Origin of the sequence: Cellvibrio mixtus subsp. mixtus J3-8 (assembly GCF_000766945.1) — a bacterium.
In the GTDB taxonomy this organism is placed as follows: domain Bacteria; phylum Pseudomonadota; class Gammaproteobacteria; order Pseudomonadales; family Cellvibrionaceae; genus Cellvibrio; species Cellvibrio mixtus_A.
The window spans coordinates 155,856-172,746 of sequence record NZ_KN266211.1; the positions used below are offsets into that span (position 1 = coordinate 155,856).

Here is a 16,891-nt window from a genome sequence, read left to right on the forward strand (position 1 = left end):
CTAGACTGACTCCATGATATTTTTTGCCTTGAGCGCCTGACCAAGGCTTACCTGAATGCTTTAATAGCAAAAGGAAACTGACGTGTCTGTATCCCCTGCGTTACCCCGGGACCTGTTGGCTGTTTTCGCCAACCCTGAAAATAATGCGAGTTTGCGCGGTATTTTGCGCGGCCTTGAAAAAGAAAGTTTGCGTGTGACCCCAATGGGGACGCTTGCGCAAACGGATCATCCCGATGCACTGGGGTCGGCGTTGACGCACCCGCACATCACTACCGACTACAGCGAAGCGCTGATGGAATTTATTACTGATCCGGTTGCCGATGTAGAACCCCTGTTGGCGCAACTGGATGATATTCACCGCTTCACCTACGCCCAACTCGCGCACAACAATGAGCGCTTATGGCCGGCCAGTATGCCGTGCAGTTTGGGAGCGGATGAGGAAATTCCGGTGGCCCGCTACGGTTCATCAAATAGCGGCACGATGAAAACTATTTATCGTATTGGACTGGGGCATCGCTATGGTCGCTCAATGCAAACCATCGCCGGTATCCATTACAACTTCAGTCTGCCGGACGAATTCTGGCGTGTTCTGCAAGTGCAAAAAGGCAATCAACAATCGTTGCAAGATTTTAAAACCGATAGCTATTTTGGTTTGATTCGCAACTTCCGCCGCAACTTTTGGCTACTGATTTATTTATTCGGTGCATCGCCAGCCGTTTGTTCCTGTTTCATAAAAGGTCGCAACCATCAGTTACAACCTTTTCCGGATGCGGACCAAACCCATTACCTGCCTTATGCAACATCACTGCGCATGGGCGACCTGGGCTATCAAAGTGATGCACAAAAAAGCCTGGTAGTGAATTACAACAACCTGAGTGATTATTTAAAAACCCTGTGCGGTGCTATCACGCACAGTCATCCTGCCTATGAAAATATCGGCGTGAAAGATAGCGATGGGAATTATCAACAACTCAACACCAGTTTATTGCAAATTGAAAACGAGTTTTACTCCAGCATTCGCCCCAAGCGCACTACCACGCGCGGCGAAACTGCACTGCAAGCGTTGCGTTTACGCGGTGTGGAATATATTGAAGTGCGCTGTGTTGATTTAAATCCTTACGAGCCGTTAGGGATTACCACCGAGCAGATGCAAGTGATGGATGCTTTTTTATTGTATTGCTTGCTGAGTGAAAGCCCGGCGACTGATGAGCGTGAATTTTATCAGGGGCAGGAAAACCAGAAGCGTATTGTCAATCGCGGGCGCGAACCGGGTTTGACATTGCAGCGTGGCGATGAAGAGGTGGCGATGAATACCTGGGCGCTGGAAATTATTCGCGGCAGCCTGGAGTGTGCGCAATTACTCGATCAAGCCAAAGGCGGCGTCGCGTATCAGCAAGCAGTGCAGCACCAGCTTGCCAAGCTCGAAGATCCAACCCTCACACCGTCAGCGCGGGTACTGCACGATATGCAGCAAAGCCGGCAAAGTTTTTACGCGCATACATTGACCCTGGCAGAGCAGCATCGCGCCTGGTTTGCAGCGCGCGAGTTATCCGAGGCTACACATGCAGGCTTTGTCGCGATGAGCAAAAAATCGTTGCAAGAACAGCAGGCATTGGAAGCGCGCCATGAAGTGTCGTTTGATGAATATCTGGAAAGTTATTACAGCCAGTATCGCGGCTGTAGGAGTTGCGAATAAGTGGAATTGCTACCGGCGCACTCTGCGCCGGTGTGAAGAAATTATTTTTGCACTACGAAATTATTGAAAAATAAATCAGAAGCCGGGCCTTTTACGGGTTTTACATCTGCTGCTGACGGCAGTGCGGGTGCTGCATGTTCAGCTTCAGCGGTAGTTTCGGCGCCGTGGGAATCTTTTTCTGCTGCCGGTTTTTTATCATGGTCATCGCTGTGTGTTTCAGCATGCTCTTCATCGTGGTGGTCGTGGCCTTCCACTTTCAATAATGCTTTATTAATTTCAGCCAACGCATAGACACGCAAATATTCTTTGCCTTCTGCGGTGCTGATGATGTCATCGGTCTGTGCGCTTAAAATACTGACAAGTCGATCACGGATGAGTGGCAAGTGATGCATAACTTCGGCGGCATCAGTGGCGTTTTCGGCACGCAAGGATAATTCCGCTTTGATGTAACGCACCTTGTCTGCTCCGCCATAATTGACAATCAGCGGCGGTGCAATCGCAATATAATTTACGCCTTCGGCGGGAGCATTGCCGCCACCGGAAGCCATCGCCCCTGCTGCAACCAATCCCCACACCGCGCCGATACAGCGCGCCCGATAATTTTTCATACCCGATTCCTCACCCGTGAAACTTGTGCCACCTTTCGCGCTCAAACCAGCGGAAACTTGCCCACCAAGCATAGCCTATGCATCTGGCAGCGTGCGTTATTTCCATTAAAAGCGCTGGCCCGGTTGCCTTCGAATTGCTTACCATAGCGCACCATAACCTTACGACAACAACCCTAATAAGGATCTCCCATGCTTGCCAGCATCCAGCAAATTAATAGTCGTCAAACCAACTTTTTGATTTTTATCGTCTGTACATTAATGATGCTCGCCGCAGCGTACATGGAGCATGTGATGAAAATGATTCCTTGCTCGTTATGTATTACCCAGCGTGGTTTTGTCGTTTTAACGGGTGTCCTTGCCCTGATTGCGGCTATTCATAATCCTGCATCGGGCGGGCGCCGTGTTTATGCGATATTGGGTATTGTGAGCCCGATTCTCGGTGCCTGTTTTGCCGGCCGTCAATTGTGGTTGCAAAGTTTGCCGGAAGACCAGGTGCCGGCCTGCGGCCCTGGTTTGGCTTATATCTTTGAAGAGTTTCCGTTTATGGAAGCGTTCAAATTATTGCTACAAGGCGATGGTAACTGTGCCCATGTGGATAAAATCCTTGGCCTGAGCCTGGCGGCGTGGACCTTTATTGCCTTCATTGGCCTGGCGTTGGTTAACCTTTATCAGTTGTTGCGTAAGGACGACAAACTGGCCTGATTGGCTTGCCCTGTTTGAACAGATGGCCTATTGTGGGGGCTCATAACGAGTCGGGGCAATTCAGGCTCTGCTATACGACTACCTTTTTTAAAGTCATAGGAACATCTGATGTTAGAGAATTGCAAAACTGCCAAAGAGCGCTGGGGTGGCGTCAGTGAGATTATTGATCGCTGGCTGGAGGAACGTCAGGAAATGTTGGTGCAATATTGCGCACTGAGTGGACTGAATGAAGATTTGAGTGATATCCAGCGCGGTGAGAAATTGCGTATCTTTTGCCAAATCCTGGTCGACTATGTTTCTGCGGGTCACTTTGAAGTGTATGACCAGTTAATTAAGGAAGGGCGTGAGTTCGATGATGCGGACGCATTGCAGGAAGCTGGCAAACTCTATGATGTTGTTGATAAAACCACAGAAAAATTGCTGGATTTTAATGATAAATATCTGGAAACCGATGATCTGGCAGCCTTGATTCCCGACCTTTCCCAGTTAGGTGAAGCACTGGAAATCCGCTTCAGTGCGGAAGATCGTTTGATTGCGGTATTGCACACTGCACATAAAGATCTGGTTAGTTAATTGCGTAAGTAACCTGGTTTGGAGCAGTAATAAAAAACCCGCACATTGGCGGGTTTTTTATGGGCCTGGAGTCAGGTCTTATTTCTTTTTCTTGTCGTCTGCTGCAGTGGCTTCAGGCGCTTTGATATCCAGCAATTCAACTTCAAAAATCAGCGTTGATGATGGTGGGATTGGGCCTTGGCCGCCAGCACCGTAAGCCAGGTCAGACGGGATTACGATTTCCCACTTGGAGCCTTTTGGCATTAATTGCAGGGCTTCGGTCCAACCAGCGATTACGCCATCCAGCGGGAAAGAAACCGGGCCGCCGTTTTTAGCAGAGCTATCAAACTCGGTGCCATTGATCAGCTTGCCTGCGTAGTTAACAGTAACGGTATCAGTCGCTTTTGGCTTTGGACCTTTACCTTCGGTAATCACTTTGTATTGCAGGCCGCTAGCGGTGGTAGTTACACCTTCTTTCGCCTTGTTTTCGTCCAGGTACTTTTTACCTTCAGCAATATTGGTTTCGCTCAGCTTCTTTTGTTCTTCTTCTTGTTTAGCCATGGCTTTTTGCTGAACTTCTTGCATGATCTTTTGTTGATCTTCTTCGCTGATGCGTGCGGCTTTACCATCGCGTACATCGGTCAGTGCCAATGCCAGTGCTTCCGGCTCAATGGTCAAACCGCCGTTTTGCAGGTTTTTGCCCAGGTTTTGACCAATGATGTAGTTAGCCTTTTGCTCCAAGGTCGCCAGCTTGGCGCTGTCATCAACAGGTTTTACTTCTTCTTTTTTGTTGCAGCCAATCAAGCCAGCAGTAGCAGCCATCAGGCCAACAACCAATAAGCGTTTAGTAAACATAATTCACCTTATTTGTAATATTTGGTTTGTAATGATTGTGTGAAACGCGCGATGCGTCTGTTCCTAGCCGACACCCTTCACAGCGCCAGAGCAGGCGGCAATGGTATACCAACTTCAGGCAAATGTGCGCGTTTTTGGCGGTAATCTCGCCGGCAGATCGCCACGAAATGTGTGCTGATGCCCATTTGCAGCTGTCTTTTATCTGCTACACGAACCGATAAAGCCGGGCCACTCAGACTTGCTCCCGCCACTAAAAGTTCAATCGGATGACAATAGATGGCTATACACGGGTAGTGAAGATGAATAAATAAACCGGGGTTGATGTGAATTCCACGGCACATTTGTGTACTAACGGGAATACCTTTTTTGGTACGGCGCAGCTACAATTCGCCCGACAAGCTAATCACCATTTATCCCAACACTTTTTTATTTTCTGACGCACTCTCTAACAGGTACTTTTTATGGCTGCCTCCAAAACTCAAAAAAATTCCGTCGCTGATCTGGAACAGCAAATTGCCAAGGTAACCGCCGCGCTGGAAAAGGCGCGTGCACAAGAATTTGCTGCTGCGCAAAAAGCAGTCGTTGTCGAGCAAAAAAATCTGGTGGCGACTGAGAAAAAAATCGCTGCGCTTTCTGGTAAGAATGCTGCCAAATCCAAACCACAATTGGCGCAACTGAAAAAAGATTTGAGCGCGACCACTAAAAAATTAGCCCAAGCCCAAGCCCAGGTTGATACGCTGGGTGCTCAACAAAGCACTGCTGCTGAAGTTGCAAAACTCCTCGCTACGCCTGCCGCTGCAAAAACGGCGACCAAAAAGGTTGCAGGGAAAAAGGCCGCGAGCAAATCTGCCGATGAGAGAAACTCCCTGAGCGAGAAGCCGGTAAAAGTTAAAGCGGAAAAGCAAACCAAAACTACCAAGCCCGCTAAAGTAGCTAAAGCAAAAAAAGCAGGCGTAACTGAAGCTGCTGTTGCAGAAGCCAAGCCAACCGTAGAAAAGCCTGCTGTTGAAAAAGCCCCTGTTGAGAAAGTAAAAGCAGCAAAACCCAAAGCACCTAAAAAACCAAACGCTGAGAAGCCAAAAGCAGAAACAGCTAAAGCTAAAGCAGGTGAGGTGGCTCCAGAAATCGCTACTGAAAAACCAGTGACTGAGAAAAAACCTGCTGCAAAGAAAAAAGCTCCAGCTAAAAAGCCGGAAGTAAAAAAAGAAGAGCAAAAAGCAGACGTTGAGCCAACACCTGTTGCTCCAGTGCCTGCGCCCGTTGAACCCGTTGCTGAACAATCATCTGTTGAGGCACCGGTAGAGACTCCTGCTACGAAGGAAGAAGAGCCAGCTATTGTAGCTCCGGAGCCTGTCGGCGTTACTGAAACCCTGCCATTTGATGATGACAAGGGTGCACTGAACTAAGTGATCATTGGTTCGGAAATTGAAATTAAAAAAGGCGCGCAAGCGCCTTTTTTATTGGTTGTATTATTACTTGGGCATATTTTATAAGAACAAAACAGTTCTATTGTGCTGTGTTTCAGTGGCGCATAATTCTAGCGATACCGCCGCGCTTTTGGAGATACGCCATGCACACCAGCTATCTTGCTATGCCTGAATTGTTTGCCCAACTGGGGTTGGAAAACAGCAACCTGGCGATTGCCCGTTTTATCCAGTTTCATTATTTGCCACCTCAAACGCCTATTACGAGCGCGACCTTTTGGTCGTCATCACAACGGCGCTTTTTGGATGAATGTTTACAGCAGGATTCCGATTGGTGTGAGCTTGTCGATCAATTACACTCGCGTTTGCGCCGCCACTGATTCGGCTAATCAAGCAGGCTCAACAATCTGGTGATAAGCGATTCTTCGACGCCGAGGGGTTGTAAATAAAGTCGCAGGTTTTCAGCAAATAAACTGCCTGACGTTGTTGAAGCGATTGTTTTATCAACAATTATTTGCGCCTCCAATAATTGTTGAAGATGCTTTTCAGCCAGCAGCTCTGCGTGTTTGATTTGTACGCGTACTGTTTCAATCGATGTATCTTCCACACCGAACTCAGCTTTCATTTGCCGCCGTAATTGACGCAATGGCAGTACATAGTGTTGGTCCCAGTTACGGGTTTCGTGTATTGCCTGCGCGAGCTTGGCGGGGTCAAGGTGAATGCCTTGATGGCCGAGCCATAAGGTCCACAACACGATATTTACATTTACTCCGTATTCGTCCTGCAAGCGTAAGCACAATAGGCTAACGCCGGGTCGGCCATAATAATGCAGGGAAAAATCCCAGAGGCTGGTTTCAGTTGGCAGGAAGGAATACATAAAAATTCCGCTAGCAGGGGTTTGGGGCAAGTCTGCTAGAATGCGCGCCATGATTCAATTACAAAACGTCTCCGTCCAGCGCGGCACCAAATTTTTATTGGATGCCGCCGATCTCACTATTTATCCGGGCCAGAAAGTCGGTTTAATCGGCGCTAATGGCACTGGCAAATCCACCTTGTTCCAATTGTTGCTAGGCACATTGCACAGCGATACCGGCACTCTCGATATTCCCAGGCAATGGCGTATCGCGCATATGGCACAAGAAGTTGGCCACACCTCGCGCAGCGCACTCGATTACGTGCTGGATGGCGATAGCGAATTGCGCCGGCTGGAGCAGGAAATTGCCGAGGCGAACGCTGATCCTGAACAGAACGGTGAAAAACTCGCGCACCTGTACAGCGATATGGAAAACATCCACGCCTACACTGCGCCTTCGCGTGCACAGCAATTGTTGAATGGCTTGGGATTTGCTGCCGGCGATGATAAGCGCCCGGTATCGGATTTCTCCGGTGGCTGGCGGATTCGTTTGAACCTCGCGCAGGCATTGATGTGTCCGTCAGATTTATTGCTGCTCGATGAACCAACCAACCACCTTGATCTGGATGCAACCTTGTGGCTGGAAGAATGGCTCAAGCGCTACCCCGGCACGTTGATAATTATTTCGCACGACCGCGATTTCCTCGACAACATTGTTGACCGTATTGTGAATATCGAAAAACAAAAACTCGATAATTACAGCGGTAACTATTCTGCGTTTGAACGCCAGCGTGCTGAAAAACTCGCACAGCAACAGGCGAGTTATGAGAAGCAGCAGGAACGTATTGCGCACGTAGAGAGTTATATCCGCCGCTTCCGCGCGCAGGCTACCAAAGCGCGCCAGGCACAAAGCCGGATTAAGGAATTGGAGCGCATGGAAAAAATTGCGCCCGCCCATATCGATTCGCCATTCAGTTTTACGTTTAAATGCAACGATAAAATGTCAGTGCCATTGGTGCACATCGCGCGCGCCACTATTGGTTACGATACTAAAGTGGTGCTAGATAAAGTTGAATTGAGCATTCGCGCTGAAACCCGAATTGGTTTGCTTGGCCCCAATGGCGCGGGTAAATCGAGCCTGGTTAAAACACTGGCGGGTTCATTGCCATTGATTGCGGGTGACCGCACCAACGGCGAACATTTCAAGCTCGGTTATTTTGCGCAGCATCAATTGGAAGCGCTGGATATTAATGCCTCGGCGGCGTTGCATATCCAGCGGTTATCGCCAGCGGCGCGCGAGCAGGAGATTCGCGATTTCCTCGGCAGTTTTGATTTCCATGGTGATCGCGCGTTTGAACCGATTACGCATTTTTCCGGTGGTGAAAAAGCGCGGTTGGCGTTGGCAATTATTGCGTGGGAAAAGCCCAATGTATTGTTGCTCGACGAACCGACCAACCATCTCGATCTGGAAATGCGCCACGCGCTGACTATGGCGTTACAAGAGTTTGAAGGTGCGGTGATTGTGGTATCGCATGATCGCCATTTATTGCGTAATACTGTGAATGAATTCCTGTTGGTAGCGGATGGTAAAGTTAGTGAGTTTGATGGTGACCTGGAAGATTATTACAAGTGGATGCAGCAACAAAAAGCCAATGCGGTTGCTACCGAAAAAGAAATTGTCGTTGCCAGCGATAACGATAATAAGGTGGATAAAAAAGCCCAGCGCCAACAATCTGCGGCGCAGCGCGCGCAATTAAAGCCGCTCACTAACAAACTTAAATCGCTTGAAGCGCAAATGGAAAAGTTGCAAACGCGCCTTGCCGATGTTGAAACCCAATTGGGTGATAGCAACATTTACGATGAGAAAAATAAAGCCAAGCTACAAGAGCTGGTATTAGAGCAAGCTAAATTAAACGCGCAGTTGGAAGAAGCGGAAGAAAACTGGTTGCTAGTAAGTGAAGAACTGGAAGCGGCAAGCCAATAGTTGTTGCTTGAATAAAACTGTCCGGATGAAAATAAACCCCGCTTTTACTGCGGGGTTTTTATTGGAGCAAGAATTATCGGGTGTTACAAAATTGCTAACTATACCTTTGCGTATTTTTTCAGCTTTATAACAGTCACCCTGCGCAAATCCATGTGCCTTTTTTTCAGGGCAGACGGATTTCCGGAACTGGAGGATTTTTCAGGGCCTGGGAATTTTTAGCGCTGTAAAAAAATAAGGCCGGCATGAATGCCGGCCTTATCCACAAAAAATTTCTACTATAAATTAGAAATTCACACGCAGTCCCACACCGATTTCAGAGGCTTCGGTGCCCAGGCCAACATCGCCGGTTACTGCGACTTGCGGTGCAAACCAGTAAGCAACGCCGCCGCCCAATACTGTGTTGCCGTCACCCACAGTGTGGTGAGCAATTTCAGCCCTTGCTTCCAGTTTATTCAGGACAAATCCACGTAAACCCACTGCGGCTATCAAACCGGAATCGCTGCTACCATTGTCTGGCGAAATATTTTCAAAACTCAGTGCACCGTAGATACTGGAATCAGCACCAAACAGAGTGTGATAACCGATACCCGCGCTGATTGCTTCTGAACCACAACCGCGATTACCACTTACATCGCTAATCGCACCTACAACAAAGAAATCATCGTTTAATTCGAGGCTACCGTTCAAGCGTAAACCGTCCTGGTTACAATCGTAATCGTCTACATCCTGGTCAACAAATTGTATTCCTGCGTAGTTATAACTGATGCGTGATGCAGCCATAGTGGTAGCACTTGCAGTCAGGCCAACGACAGCCATCAGCATGCCGATTTTTTTGATTGAATTTTTCATGATGTAATCTCCAGTAAGGTCTTCCAGTCGGATACTAGTTTTGGTGAATGAATAGATCCTGAATGCAGGATCCTGGAAGAATTTGTGTGTGCATTATCTGATGTAGTTGCGATCCGGGAAGTGCGGTAGTTCTCGAAAGCAAGTGAGGCAGGTTCACTTTCTAATAACGCGCCCAGCCTGTGAACGGTCACAACTATTTATCAATACAACCGACATCAATGTATAAAAAAAGTTTTACACCAGATGATCGAGCATGGTGATGATAGTTTGTACTGCGACCCAAATCAGGCCGCTCAAGAACACCCAGGCGGTTATACCAATCGCAAGTCCGGCGAGAACACAAACGCCGTCGCTTTCGATTAATCCCAGTGCAATAAATAGAATGCCTAGTGCCGGTAGTAGATTGCCAAATGGAATTGGCAGTGCGAGTAAGAACGCGAGCAGTACACAAAATGCACCGAGCCAGCGCTCGGCGCTGCCGTGGGTGAGAAAAGCGATGCGCGGTTTCATCAGTTTTTCAATACGCCTGAGCCAGGGTACTGCTTTGAAGATAAGCGCCTGGAAATTTACCGTTAAGATGGAGCTATCGGCAATCCAGCGTGGAAGATAAACACGTTGGTGCCCCAGTGCCATTTGTGCCGCGACCAATAACATCGGCAACCCGGTAATTGTAGATACACCTGGAATGCCGATGATGGGTAAGGAGTTGGGCAGGGCAAATATCAGCAAAATAAAACCAAACGAACGCTGCCCGAGGGAATCGGTAATATCGCGTACACGCACGCGTTCATTGGTGAACTTCTCGGCAAAGTCCAGCAATAGGGCGGATAAACTGGCATTGGGATGATGCGGGGGATGTTGACCAGATTGGTGTTCAGACAAAGGCATTGAGAAACCAAAAGTAACTGGAGTGGGCGGATTCTACTGTAGACCTGATTGTTATGACTAGCACACAAGCTTGTAGTTGCGTAACTTTACGCAAATGTAATACGGCCGAATGTGGCCTGTTGATAGTAACCGGGGGTAATGGTGGACGTTCGCTTTATTAATTCGATTCATCAAGTGGATTCGCAACAATGGAATAGGCTCTGTGGTGAGGGCTACCCATTTGTCCGTCACCAATTTCTTGCAGCACTGGAAGACACCGCGTGCACTACAGTTGAGTCCGGTTGGCAGGTGGCGCATGTACTGGTCTATTCCGCCCAACAATTGGTGGCGGCAATGCCCGGTTATGTGAAAACCCATTCATACGGTGAATACGTATTTGATTGGGCATGGGCTGATGCTTATCGGCGTTATGGGGTTCCATACTATCCAAAGTGGATTAGCGCTATTCCCTTCACGCCTTGCACTGGCCCGCGTTTGTTAGTGAGTGATGAACATATCCAGCCGCAATTAATCCCGCTAATCGCGTCGGCGCTACAGCAGGAATGTGAGCGCAATGCCTATTCCGGTTGGCATTGTTTGTTCCCCATCGCTAAACAGCATGAGTTATTACTGTCGGCATTAGTGATGCAACGATTGGGTTGCCAGTTTCATTGGTTTAATGCCGGGTACAAAAACTTTGAGGATTTTCTTGCGCGAATGGCATCGCGCAAACGCAAAAATATTATCAAGGAGCGGCGCCAGGTACGCGATCAAGGATTCGAATTTGTCGTAAAGGAGGCTGGCCAATTAGTGTCTGCTGATATGGATTTGTTTTACGCGCTCTATCGCAATACCTATTTAAAACGCAGTGGCCATGAGGGGTATTTGTCGCAGGCTTTTTTTCAGCGCCTGGTGGAAGTGTTCGCTGAAAACCTGGTATTGGTTTGCGCGCTGAAACCCGATGCACAGGGGCGGCAATCCATCGTTGCCGCTGCATTATTTGTACGTGATAACCAAACATTGTACGGCCGCTATTGGGGCTGTTTTGAAGAGTATCAATTCCTGCATTTTGAGACTTGCTACTACCAGGGAATTGATTATGCCATTGCTAACAATTTGCAACGGTTTGATGGTGGTGCACAAGGAGAGCATAAAATTGCACGCGGTTTCGAACCGGTTATTACTTATTCGAACCATTATTTAGTCGCTGAAGAGTTCCGTCCGGCAATTGCCCGGTTTTTACAGGAGGAAGCTGGGCACATTCAGCAATATGTGGCAGACGCACGGACCTTATTGCCTTTTAATAAATAATTGCCCAAGTGGTAATTTTGCAATAAATGGGTGTGTGATAAAAAATATAAATTTCAGTATCCAACAATAAAAAACGGCGCAATTATGCGCCGTTTTTTTATCGCAGTGTTTATGGGTATTACACTTTGAAATTGTCGATTTGTTTTTTCAATTCACCGGTTTCATTGATTAACTGGCTACCACCGTGGTTAACCACTTGTGCATTTTCCACTACGTTTTCAGACAAACCATGAATCGCGGTAATATTTTTGCTCACTTCATTGGCCACCGAACTTTGCTGGTGCGATGCAGTAGCAATCTGGTGGTTCATATCATTGATAATGCCGATATTCGCGCGGATTTTATCGAGCGCACTGCCCACTTTCGATGCGGTATCAATGGTTTCGCGCGCTGATGCCGTACTGGTGCTCATGGCCTGGTGAGCTTCATCGGCTGCACGTTGCAGTTGCACAATAATGGATTCAATTTCTTCTGTAGACGAACGGGTTTTTTGCGCAAGTGAACGCACTTCATCCGCAACTACTGCAAACCCGCGACCTTGTTCCCCAGCGCGTGCCGCTTCAATGGCCGCGTTAAGGGCGAGCAGGTTGGTTTGTTCGGCAATCGTTCTGATCACCTCCATCACCGAGCCAATATTCACCGAATTGTTTTTCAGTACCTGGATTTTTTGCGCGGTGGATTCAATTTGTCCGGTCAAGCGATTAACGTTTTCCAATGACAAATTAACAATGGTGTTACCTTCTTCTGCAAGAATGCTGGTGGCATTGGTGCGTTCGGCCGTGTCACCGGCGTGACGGGCAATTTCCGTGGCAGACGCAGAAAGTTCTTCAACGGCAGTGGCTACCAATTCAATTTCGCGCAATTGTTGCGAGGTGGAATTTACCGTGCTTTCGGTGGCGCTGCTCATTTTATTGACGTTGATGCGCACCTTGTCATTGACCTGGACCACATTGCGAATAATGTCGGCGATGTGTTCCATCACCAGATTAAAATTGTGCGCGAGGGCGGCGATTTCATTTTGGCTATCGGTAGGCAAGCGGCGGGTTAAATCACCACCACCACCGGCAATAGAGGCAAGGGAACGAGTTACTTCATCTACCGGTGCAAGTACCAGTTTTCCAATCAGCACGTATACCGTAATCAAGCTGGCAGCCAGCAATGCAATCACGGTTAGTGCGTTAGTCAGGCGCTGGTCTGCCAAGGTATCCTTCAGTTCCTGGGTGGAGAAAGTAATATCGTAACTGCCGATTGTGCTGCCGTTGTAAACGATGGGTATATCAGCCCGGGTGACGAGGTTTTCACTGCGGTCTTCATCCGAAGCCTTTGCCAATGACTGGCCGCGGTGATCCTCCAGGCTGATTGCGGTAACCAGGGAGGTATTCACCAGCGATTTGGCGATAGCTTCAATTTGTTGGAAATCATAGGCAAATACGGCTTCCAGGATGGAGCTATTGGTCAGCTCAACCATGGCCGAGGTTTCGGCCTCCCATTTTTTTTCCAGGTTCCTGGAAGCAACTTGATCGAGAATAAATGCAACGAGTACCGCGATAGCCACCATTGCAACAGACAACACCGTCATCAGCTTGGTGCGTAAGGATTTTTGTACCATGTTTTCCCCCGAAATCATTCGGAATTCAGTTTTTATTGGCGTTAGTTTTTATTGGCGGCAGCGGTCTCTTTTTCTTGAGTTTATGTGGCTGGTCGGTGCGCCAGCTGCCATTTCGCGGGTAACAAACACGGCTATTAAAGTGCTGTAGTAGTGGTTGCCAAGCCAGTTTTGGACCCGGTCAGCTGAGTATAGACATAGCTTTTCAAAGCTGCCTGAGGAAAGGGGAAAGTTGCGTAAAGAAGTTTAAGGCGCCATGTTGGCACCTGAAAGCAGGCCCGGGAGCCTGCTGTTTCCGGAGGGTTTTTTTATGCGGTATGGGTTAAGGGGTTAGTCATCGCCCTCATTATCAACATCATTACCGCCCGCCATACCCAGTTCCTTGAGTTTACGGGTCAGGGTGTTGCGCCCCCAGCCGAGCAGGTTAGCCGCATCGCGCTTGCGTCCGGCAGTGTATTTCAACGCAGTTTCGATCAGCGCGCGCTCAAAGGTGGGCACCGCCTCGCTGAGGAGTTGGTGTTGGCCGCGGGTCAGGGCCTGGTCGGCCCAGTGACGCAAGGCTTTTTCCCAATCATCTGCCGGGGTGCTGGTTTCCTTGTTTTCGAGCAGTTCTGGCGGCAAATCTTCAATGTGCACTTCGCGGCCTGAAGCCATTACCGTAATCCAGCGACAAGTGTTTTCCAGCTGACGCACATTGCCTGGCCATTGCAGTGAGCAAAAATATTCCTCGGTTTCCGGCAGCAATACTTTGGGGTCGACGTTTAATTCGGTCGCTGCTTTATGCAGGAAGAAGCGCGCCAGTTTGGGAATGTCTTCACGGCGATTCGCCAGTTTGGGAATGTGGATGCGGATAACGTTGAGGCGATGGAACAAGTCTTCGCGGAAACGATTATCTGCCACCAGCGTTTCCAGGTTTTGGTGGGTGGCGGCGATGATACGCACATCAACTTTCACCGGCGTGTGGCCGCCAACGCGATAAAATTCGCCATCCGCCAATACGCGCAGCAGGCGGGTTTGGGTTTCGGCGGGCATATCGCCAATTTCATCGAGGAACAATGAGCCGCCGTTCGCTTGCTCAAAGCGCCCCTGCCGTTGGGCGGCTGCGCCGGTGAATGCCCCTTTTTCGTGGCCGAAGAGTTCTGACTCCATCAGGTCTTTGGGGATCGCGGCCATGTTCAGTGCGATAAATGGTTCGTTGCGGCGCGGGCTGTGGCGATGCAGCGCGCGCGCCACCAATTCCTTTCCGGTACCGGATTGGCCATTGATCAATACGGTGATATTGGATTGCGACAAGCGGCCAATCGCGCGAAATACTTCCTGCATCGCCGGCGCTTCACCGATGATTTCTGTATTGGTTTCGACGCTGTTTTCCGGTGCGTGCTCGCTTTTTTGTTCCTGGGCGTGGGCGAGGGCGCGTTGGGTTACCGCGACAGCATCATCCACATCAAACGGCTTGGGCAGGTATTCGAATGCGCCGCCCTGATAGGCTGCAACGGCGCTATCCAGATCGGAATGGGCGGTCATGATAATGATCGGGATTTGCGGATGGGTATTATGCAGGTTGCCCAACAATGTCAGGCCATCGGTACCCGGCATCCTGATATCGCTGATGATCGCATCGGGCGTATCGCGGTTGAGGTGGCTCATGGCGCTGTCGCCTGAATCAAACACACGGGTTTCTATATTCGCTTGTTGCAGGGCCTTTTCCAGCACCCAGCGGATCGAGCGATCATCATCGATGATCCAGACTTTATTAGACTTCTGCATGTTGCGCTTCCATTGGTAAGTAAAGTGAAAAACGGGTTTTGCCCGGCTCACTTTGGCACTCGATGAGGCCGTGGTGTTGGTGGATTAGGTGCTGGGAGATGGTCAAACCCAGGCCGGTGCCTTCGGCGCGACCGGTGATCATCGGGTAGAAAATGTTTTCAATCATGTCAGGTGGAATGCCGGGGCCGTTGTCGATAACGTCCACGCGGCACACTAACGGATGATGTTTGCGACCGATGGTGTACTGGCGTTGGATTCGGGTACGCAGTTGGATAACCCCGTTGACAATATTGGCTTCCAGCAACGCTTGCATGGCATTGCGCACAATATTGAGTAGCGCCTGGATCAGCATTTCCTTGTCGCCCTGCATATTCGGGATACTGGGGTCGTAATCGCGCACGATTTTGATCGTGTCGTTACTTTCCGCCTTAATGATGTTCGCGACCCGTTCGATAGCCTCATGGATATTAAGCGACTGCCATTTGGGCAATTGGTTGGGGCCGAGCATGCGATCCACCAGGTTACGCAGGCGATCCGCCTCATCAATGATGATGTTGGTATATTCTGCCAGGCCGGAATTGGGTAGCTCACGTGCCAGTAATTGCGCTGCACCGCGAATGCCACCGAGGGGATTCTTGATCTCATGGGCCATGCCGCGTACCAGGGTGCGGGTGGTTTCATGGGAGGTGGTGAGCATTTCATCGCGACTGATACGCAACAAACGATCAATCGGCTGGATTTCGATAATCAAACCTTCATGATCGCCGAAAGGGGTGACGGTGTAATCGACGGTCAGGTTGCCGCCGCTGAGCAAGCGCCATTCAGCATGGCGTTTGGTGTAGTGATTGGCTTGGGCTGCCGCCATCTTGAGCTGGCGGTCAGTTTCATCGGATTCGTAAAAAAAATAGGTGATCGGTTCACCGGTATTACTCTCACAACTCATTGCGAGTAGCGCTTCCGCCGCCGGATTCATGTGGCAGAGTAGCAAGTCCGTATCCACCAGCACTATAGCAGTGCTCAGGCTATCCAATATGGGTTTGTAGATATCGCGTGGACTCACCGGGTTTTGCTCTCCTGAACGCCTCGACAATGGGCATATGGCTTACTGCAAAAACCAAACCAAGTGGGAAAACCGCCTGATTTAGCGGATTTTGCTGGTAAAGGTGTCCATTATGGGGATTTTGAGGAAAATCATAGCACCAATTTGGTGCATTTAGCGCGGCGTGGGCGCTGGTGGGGCAGGTTTTTTGATGACTGGGCGCATAACGCTCACCGAAACGGGCGCTGACGTGCCCAATGATTGACCACCGGGGTCGATTGCTTCCACGACAATGGTATGGGTTCCGCGGGGAACGTCTTTCACGATAATGTTATTGGTCGTGGTTTCCTCTAGCAATTCACCATCCATGAAATACACCAGGAGATGATCCCCGCGCAGTGCGGGAGTCACGTTGATTGCAATTGCCAGGTCGCGCTGGCCAATGGGAATGATGACGTCCTGGCGCGGGCTGATGATGTCAATCTGGTAGCTGATTGCGGCGGGCCGGGATTGAAAGGAATCTACTGCGGTGGAATCCGGCAGTGGTTCCGGTGATGGCGTCGTGTTGATATCGCGCAGTTCCAGCTTCCGGGCTTTTTCATCTTTGGGTTTATCGGTATAGATCACGCGTCCGTCTTTATCGACAGTTTTATAAATATCGGCGGCCACCCAGGGAGCCAACAACAGTAAACATAATAAGAAGATACGCATGACATTAATCCTGCAACGCTATTACCAAAGAGTAGCCTTACCGTGGGCAAAGAAAAAGCCCGCAATG

General features: G+C 49.4%; 16 protein-coding genes. 7 read left to right on the forward strand and 9 right to left on the reverse strand.

Annotation, left to right across the window (positions count from 1 at the left end; all coding sequences use genetic code 11):
• The first annotated feature begins 82 nt into the window (after positions 1-82).
• Entirely contained in the window at positions 83-1,696 is a 1,614-nt protein-coding gene (gshA, locus tag A596_RS16860; protein WP_039916923.1) for a glutamate--cysteine ligase, read from the forward strand.
• 41 nt (positions 1,697-1,737) lie between these two features.
• On the opposite strand, the gene A596_RS16865 is transcribed toward gshA, so the two are convergent.
• A complete protein-coding gene (locus tag A596_RS16865; protein ID WP_039917134.1) occupies positions 1,738-2,304 on the reverse strand; it encodes a flagellar basal body-associated FliL family protein in 567 nt (188 codons plus the stop codon).
• A 189-nt stretch (positions 2,305-2,493) separates the two neighbouring features.
• Between A596_RS16865 and A596_RS16870 the strand changes: the two genes are divergently transcribed.
• Positions 2,494-3,006: a disulfide bond formation protein B gene (locus A596_RS16870; protein ID WP_039916924.1), complete on the forward strand. Its 513-nt coding sequence runs from the start codon at positions 2,494-2,496 to the stop codon at positions 3,004-3,006.
• 108 nt (positions 3,007-3,114) lie between these two features.
• Positions 3,115-3,579 carry an Rsd/AlgQ family anti-sigma factor gene (locus A596_RS16875; protein WP_039916926.1) on the forward strand — a complete coding sequence of 155 codons (465 nt, stop codon included), beginning with the start codon at positions 3,115-3,117 and terminating at the stop codon, positions 3,577-3,579.
• A gap of 78 nt (positions 3,580-3,657) precedes the next feature.
• On the opposite strand, the gene A596_RS16880 is transcribed toward A596_RS16875, so the two are convergent.
• On the reverse strand, positions 3,658-4,413 hold the full coding sequence (locus A596_RS16880; RefSeq protein ID WP_039916928.1) for a BamJ family beta-barrel-assembly machinery protein: 756 nt from the start codon (positions 4,411-4,413) through the stop codon (positions 3,658-3,660).
• A gap of 461 nt (positions 4,414-4,874) precedes the next feature.
• Between A596_RS16880 and A596_RS22960 the strand changes: the two genes are divergently transcribed.
• Both A596_RS22960 and A596_RS16890 read left to right on the forward strand, forming a co-directional pair.
• A complete protein-coding gene (locus A596_RS22960; protein ID WP_052417618.1) occupies positions 4,875-5,819 on the forward strand; it encodes a hypothetical protein in 945 nt (314 codons plus the stop codon).
• Positions 5,820-5,983: 164 nt separating this feature from the next.
• Positions 5,984-6,217 (forward strand): DUF2789 family protein, encoded by a 234-nt coding sequence (locus A596_RS16890; protein WP_039916929.1) that lies wholly within the window; start codon positions 5,984-5,986, stop codon positions 6,215-6,217.
• Between the two features lie 5 nt (positions 6,218-6,222).
• Here the strand turns inward: A596_RS16890 and A596_RS16895 are convergent, their stop codons facing one another.
• Positions 6,223-6,714 carry a TIGR02444 family protein gene (locus A596_RS16895; RefSeq protein ID WP_160280158.1) on the reverse strand — a complete coding sequence of 164 codons (492 nt, stop codon included), beginning with the start codon at positions 6,712-6,714 and terminating at the stop codon, positions 6,223-6,225.
• Positions 6,715-6,763: 49 nt separating this feature from the next.
• On the opposite strand from A596_RS16895, the gene A596_RS16900 reads away from it, so the two are divergent.
• The gene (locus A596_RS16900; protein ID WP_039917139.1) at positions 6,764-8,674 is read left to right on the forward strand and encodes an ATP-binding cassette domain-containing protein; all 1,911 of its coding nucleotides are present in this window, start codon (positions 6,764-6,766) and stop codon (positions 8,672-8,674) included.
• 282 nt (positions 8,675-8,956) lie between these two features.
• Here A596_RS16900 and A596_RS16905 read toward each other — a convergent pair whose 3' ends face one another.
• Together A596_RS16905 and A596_RS16910 are read right to left on the reverse strand one after the other, a co-directional pair.
• The gene (locus A596_RS16905) at positions 8,957-9,523 is read right to left on the reverse strand and encodes a hypothetical protein (RefSeq protein ID WP_039916930.1); all 567 of its coding nucleotides are present in this window, start codon (positions 9,521-9,523) and stop codon (positions 8,957-8,959) included.
• Positions 9,524-9,757: 234 nt separating this feature from the next.
• Positions 9,758-10,411 (reverse strand): exopolysaccharide biosynthesis protein, encoded by a 654-nt coding sequence (locus tag A596_RS16910; RefSeq protein WP_052417620.1) that lies wholly within the window; start codon positions 10,409-10,411, stop codon positions 9,758-9,760.
• Between the two features lie 138 nt (positions 10,412-10,549).
• Between A596_RS16910 and A596_RS16915 the strand changes: the two genes are divergently transcribed.
• Positions 10,550-11,701 carry a GNAT family N-acetyltransferase gene (locus A596_RS16915; protein WP_039916932.1) on the forward strand — a complete coding sequence of 384 codons (1,152 nt, stop codon included), beginning with the start codon at positions 10,550-10,552 and terminating at the stop codon, positions 11,699-11,701.
• 118 nt (positions 11,702-11,819) lie between these two features.
• Here the strand turns inward: A596_RS16915 and A596_RS16920 are convergent, their stop codons facing one another.
• From A596_RS16920 to A596_RS16935, 4 genes are all read right to left on the reverse strand, one after another.
• Positions 11,820-13,310 carry a methyl-accepting chemotaxis protein gene (locus tag A596_RS16920; protein ID WP_039916934.1) on the reverse strand — a complete coding sequence of 497 codons (1,491 nt, stop codon included), beginning with the start codon at positions 13,308-13,310 and terminating at the stop codon, positions 11,820-11,822.
• A gap of 327 nt (positions 13,311-13,637) precedes the next feature.
• Positions 13,638-15,074: a nitrogen regulation protein NR(I) gene (gene ntrC, locus A596_RS16925; protein ID WP_039916936.1), complete on the reverse strand. Its 1,437-nt coding sequence runs from the start codon at positions 15,072-15,074 to the stop codon at positions 13,638-13,640.
• Positions 15,061-16,134: a nitrogen regulation protein NR(II) gene (glnL, locus tag A596_RS16930; RefSeq protein ID WP_039916938.1), complete on the reverse strand. Its 1,074-nt coding sequence runs from the start codon at positions 16,132-16,134 to the stop codon at positions 15,061-15,063. The genes ntrC and glnL overlap by 14 nt, the downstream gene beginning before the upstream one ends.
• A gap of 153 nt (positions 16,135-16,287) precedes the next feature.
• Positions 16,288-16,824, reverse strand: coding sequence for a DUF4124 domain-containing protein (locus A596_RS16935; RefSeq protein ID WP_039916940.1), 537 nt, complete (start codon positions 16,822-16,824; stop codon positions 16,288-16,290).
• Between the last annotated feature and the right edge of the window lie 67 nt (positions 16,825-16,891).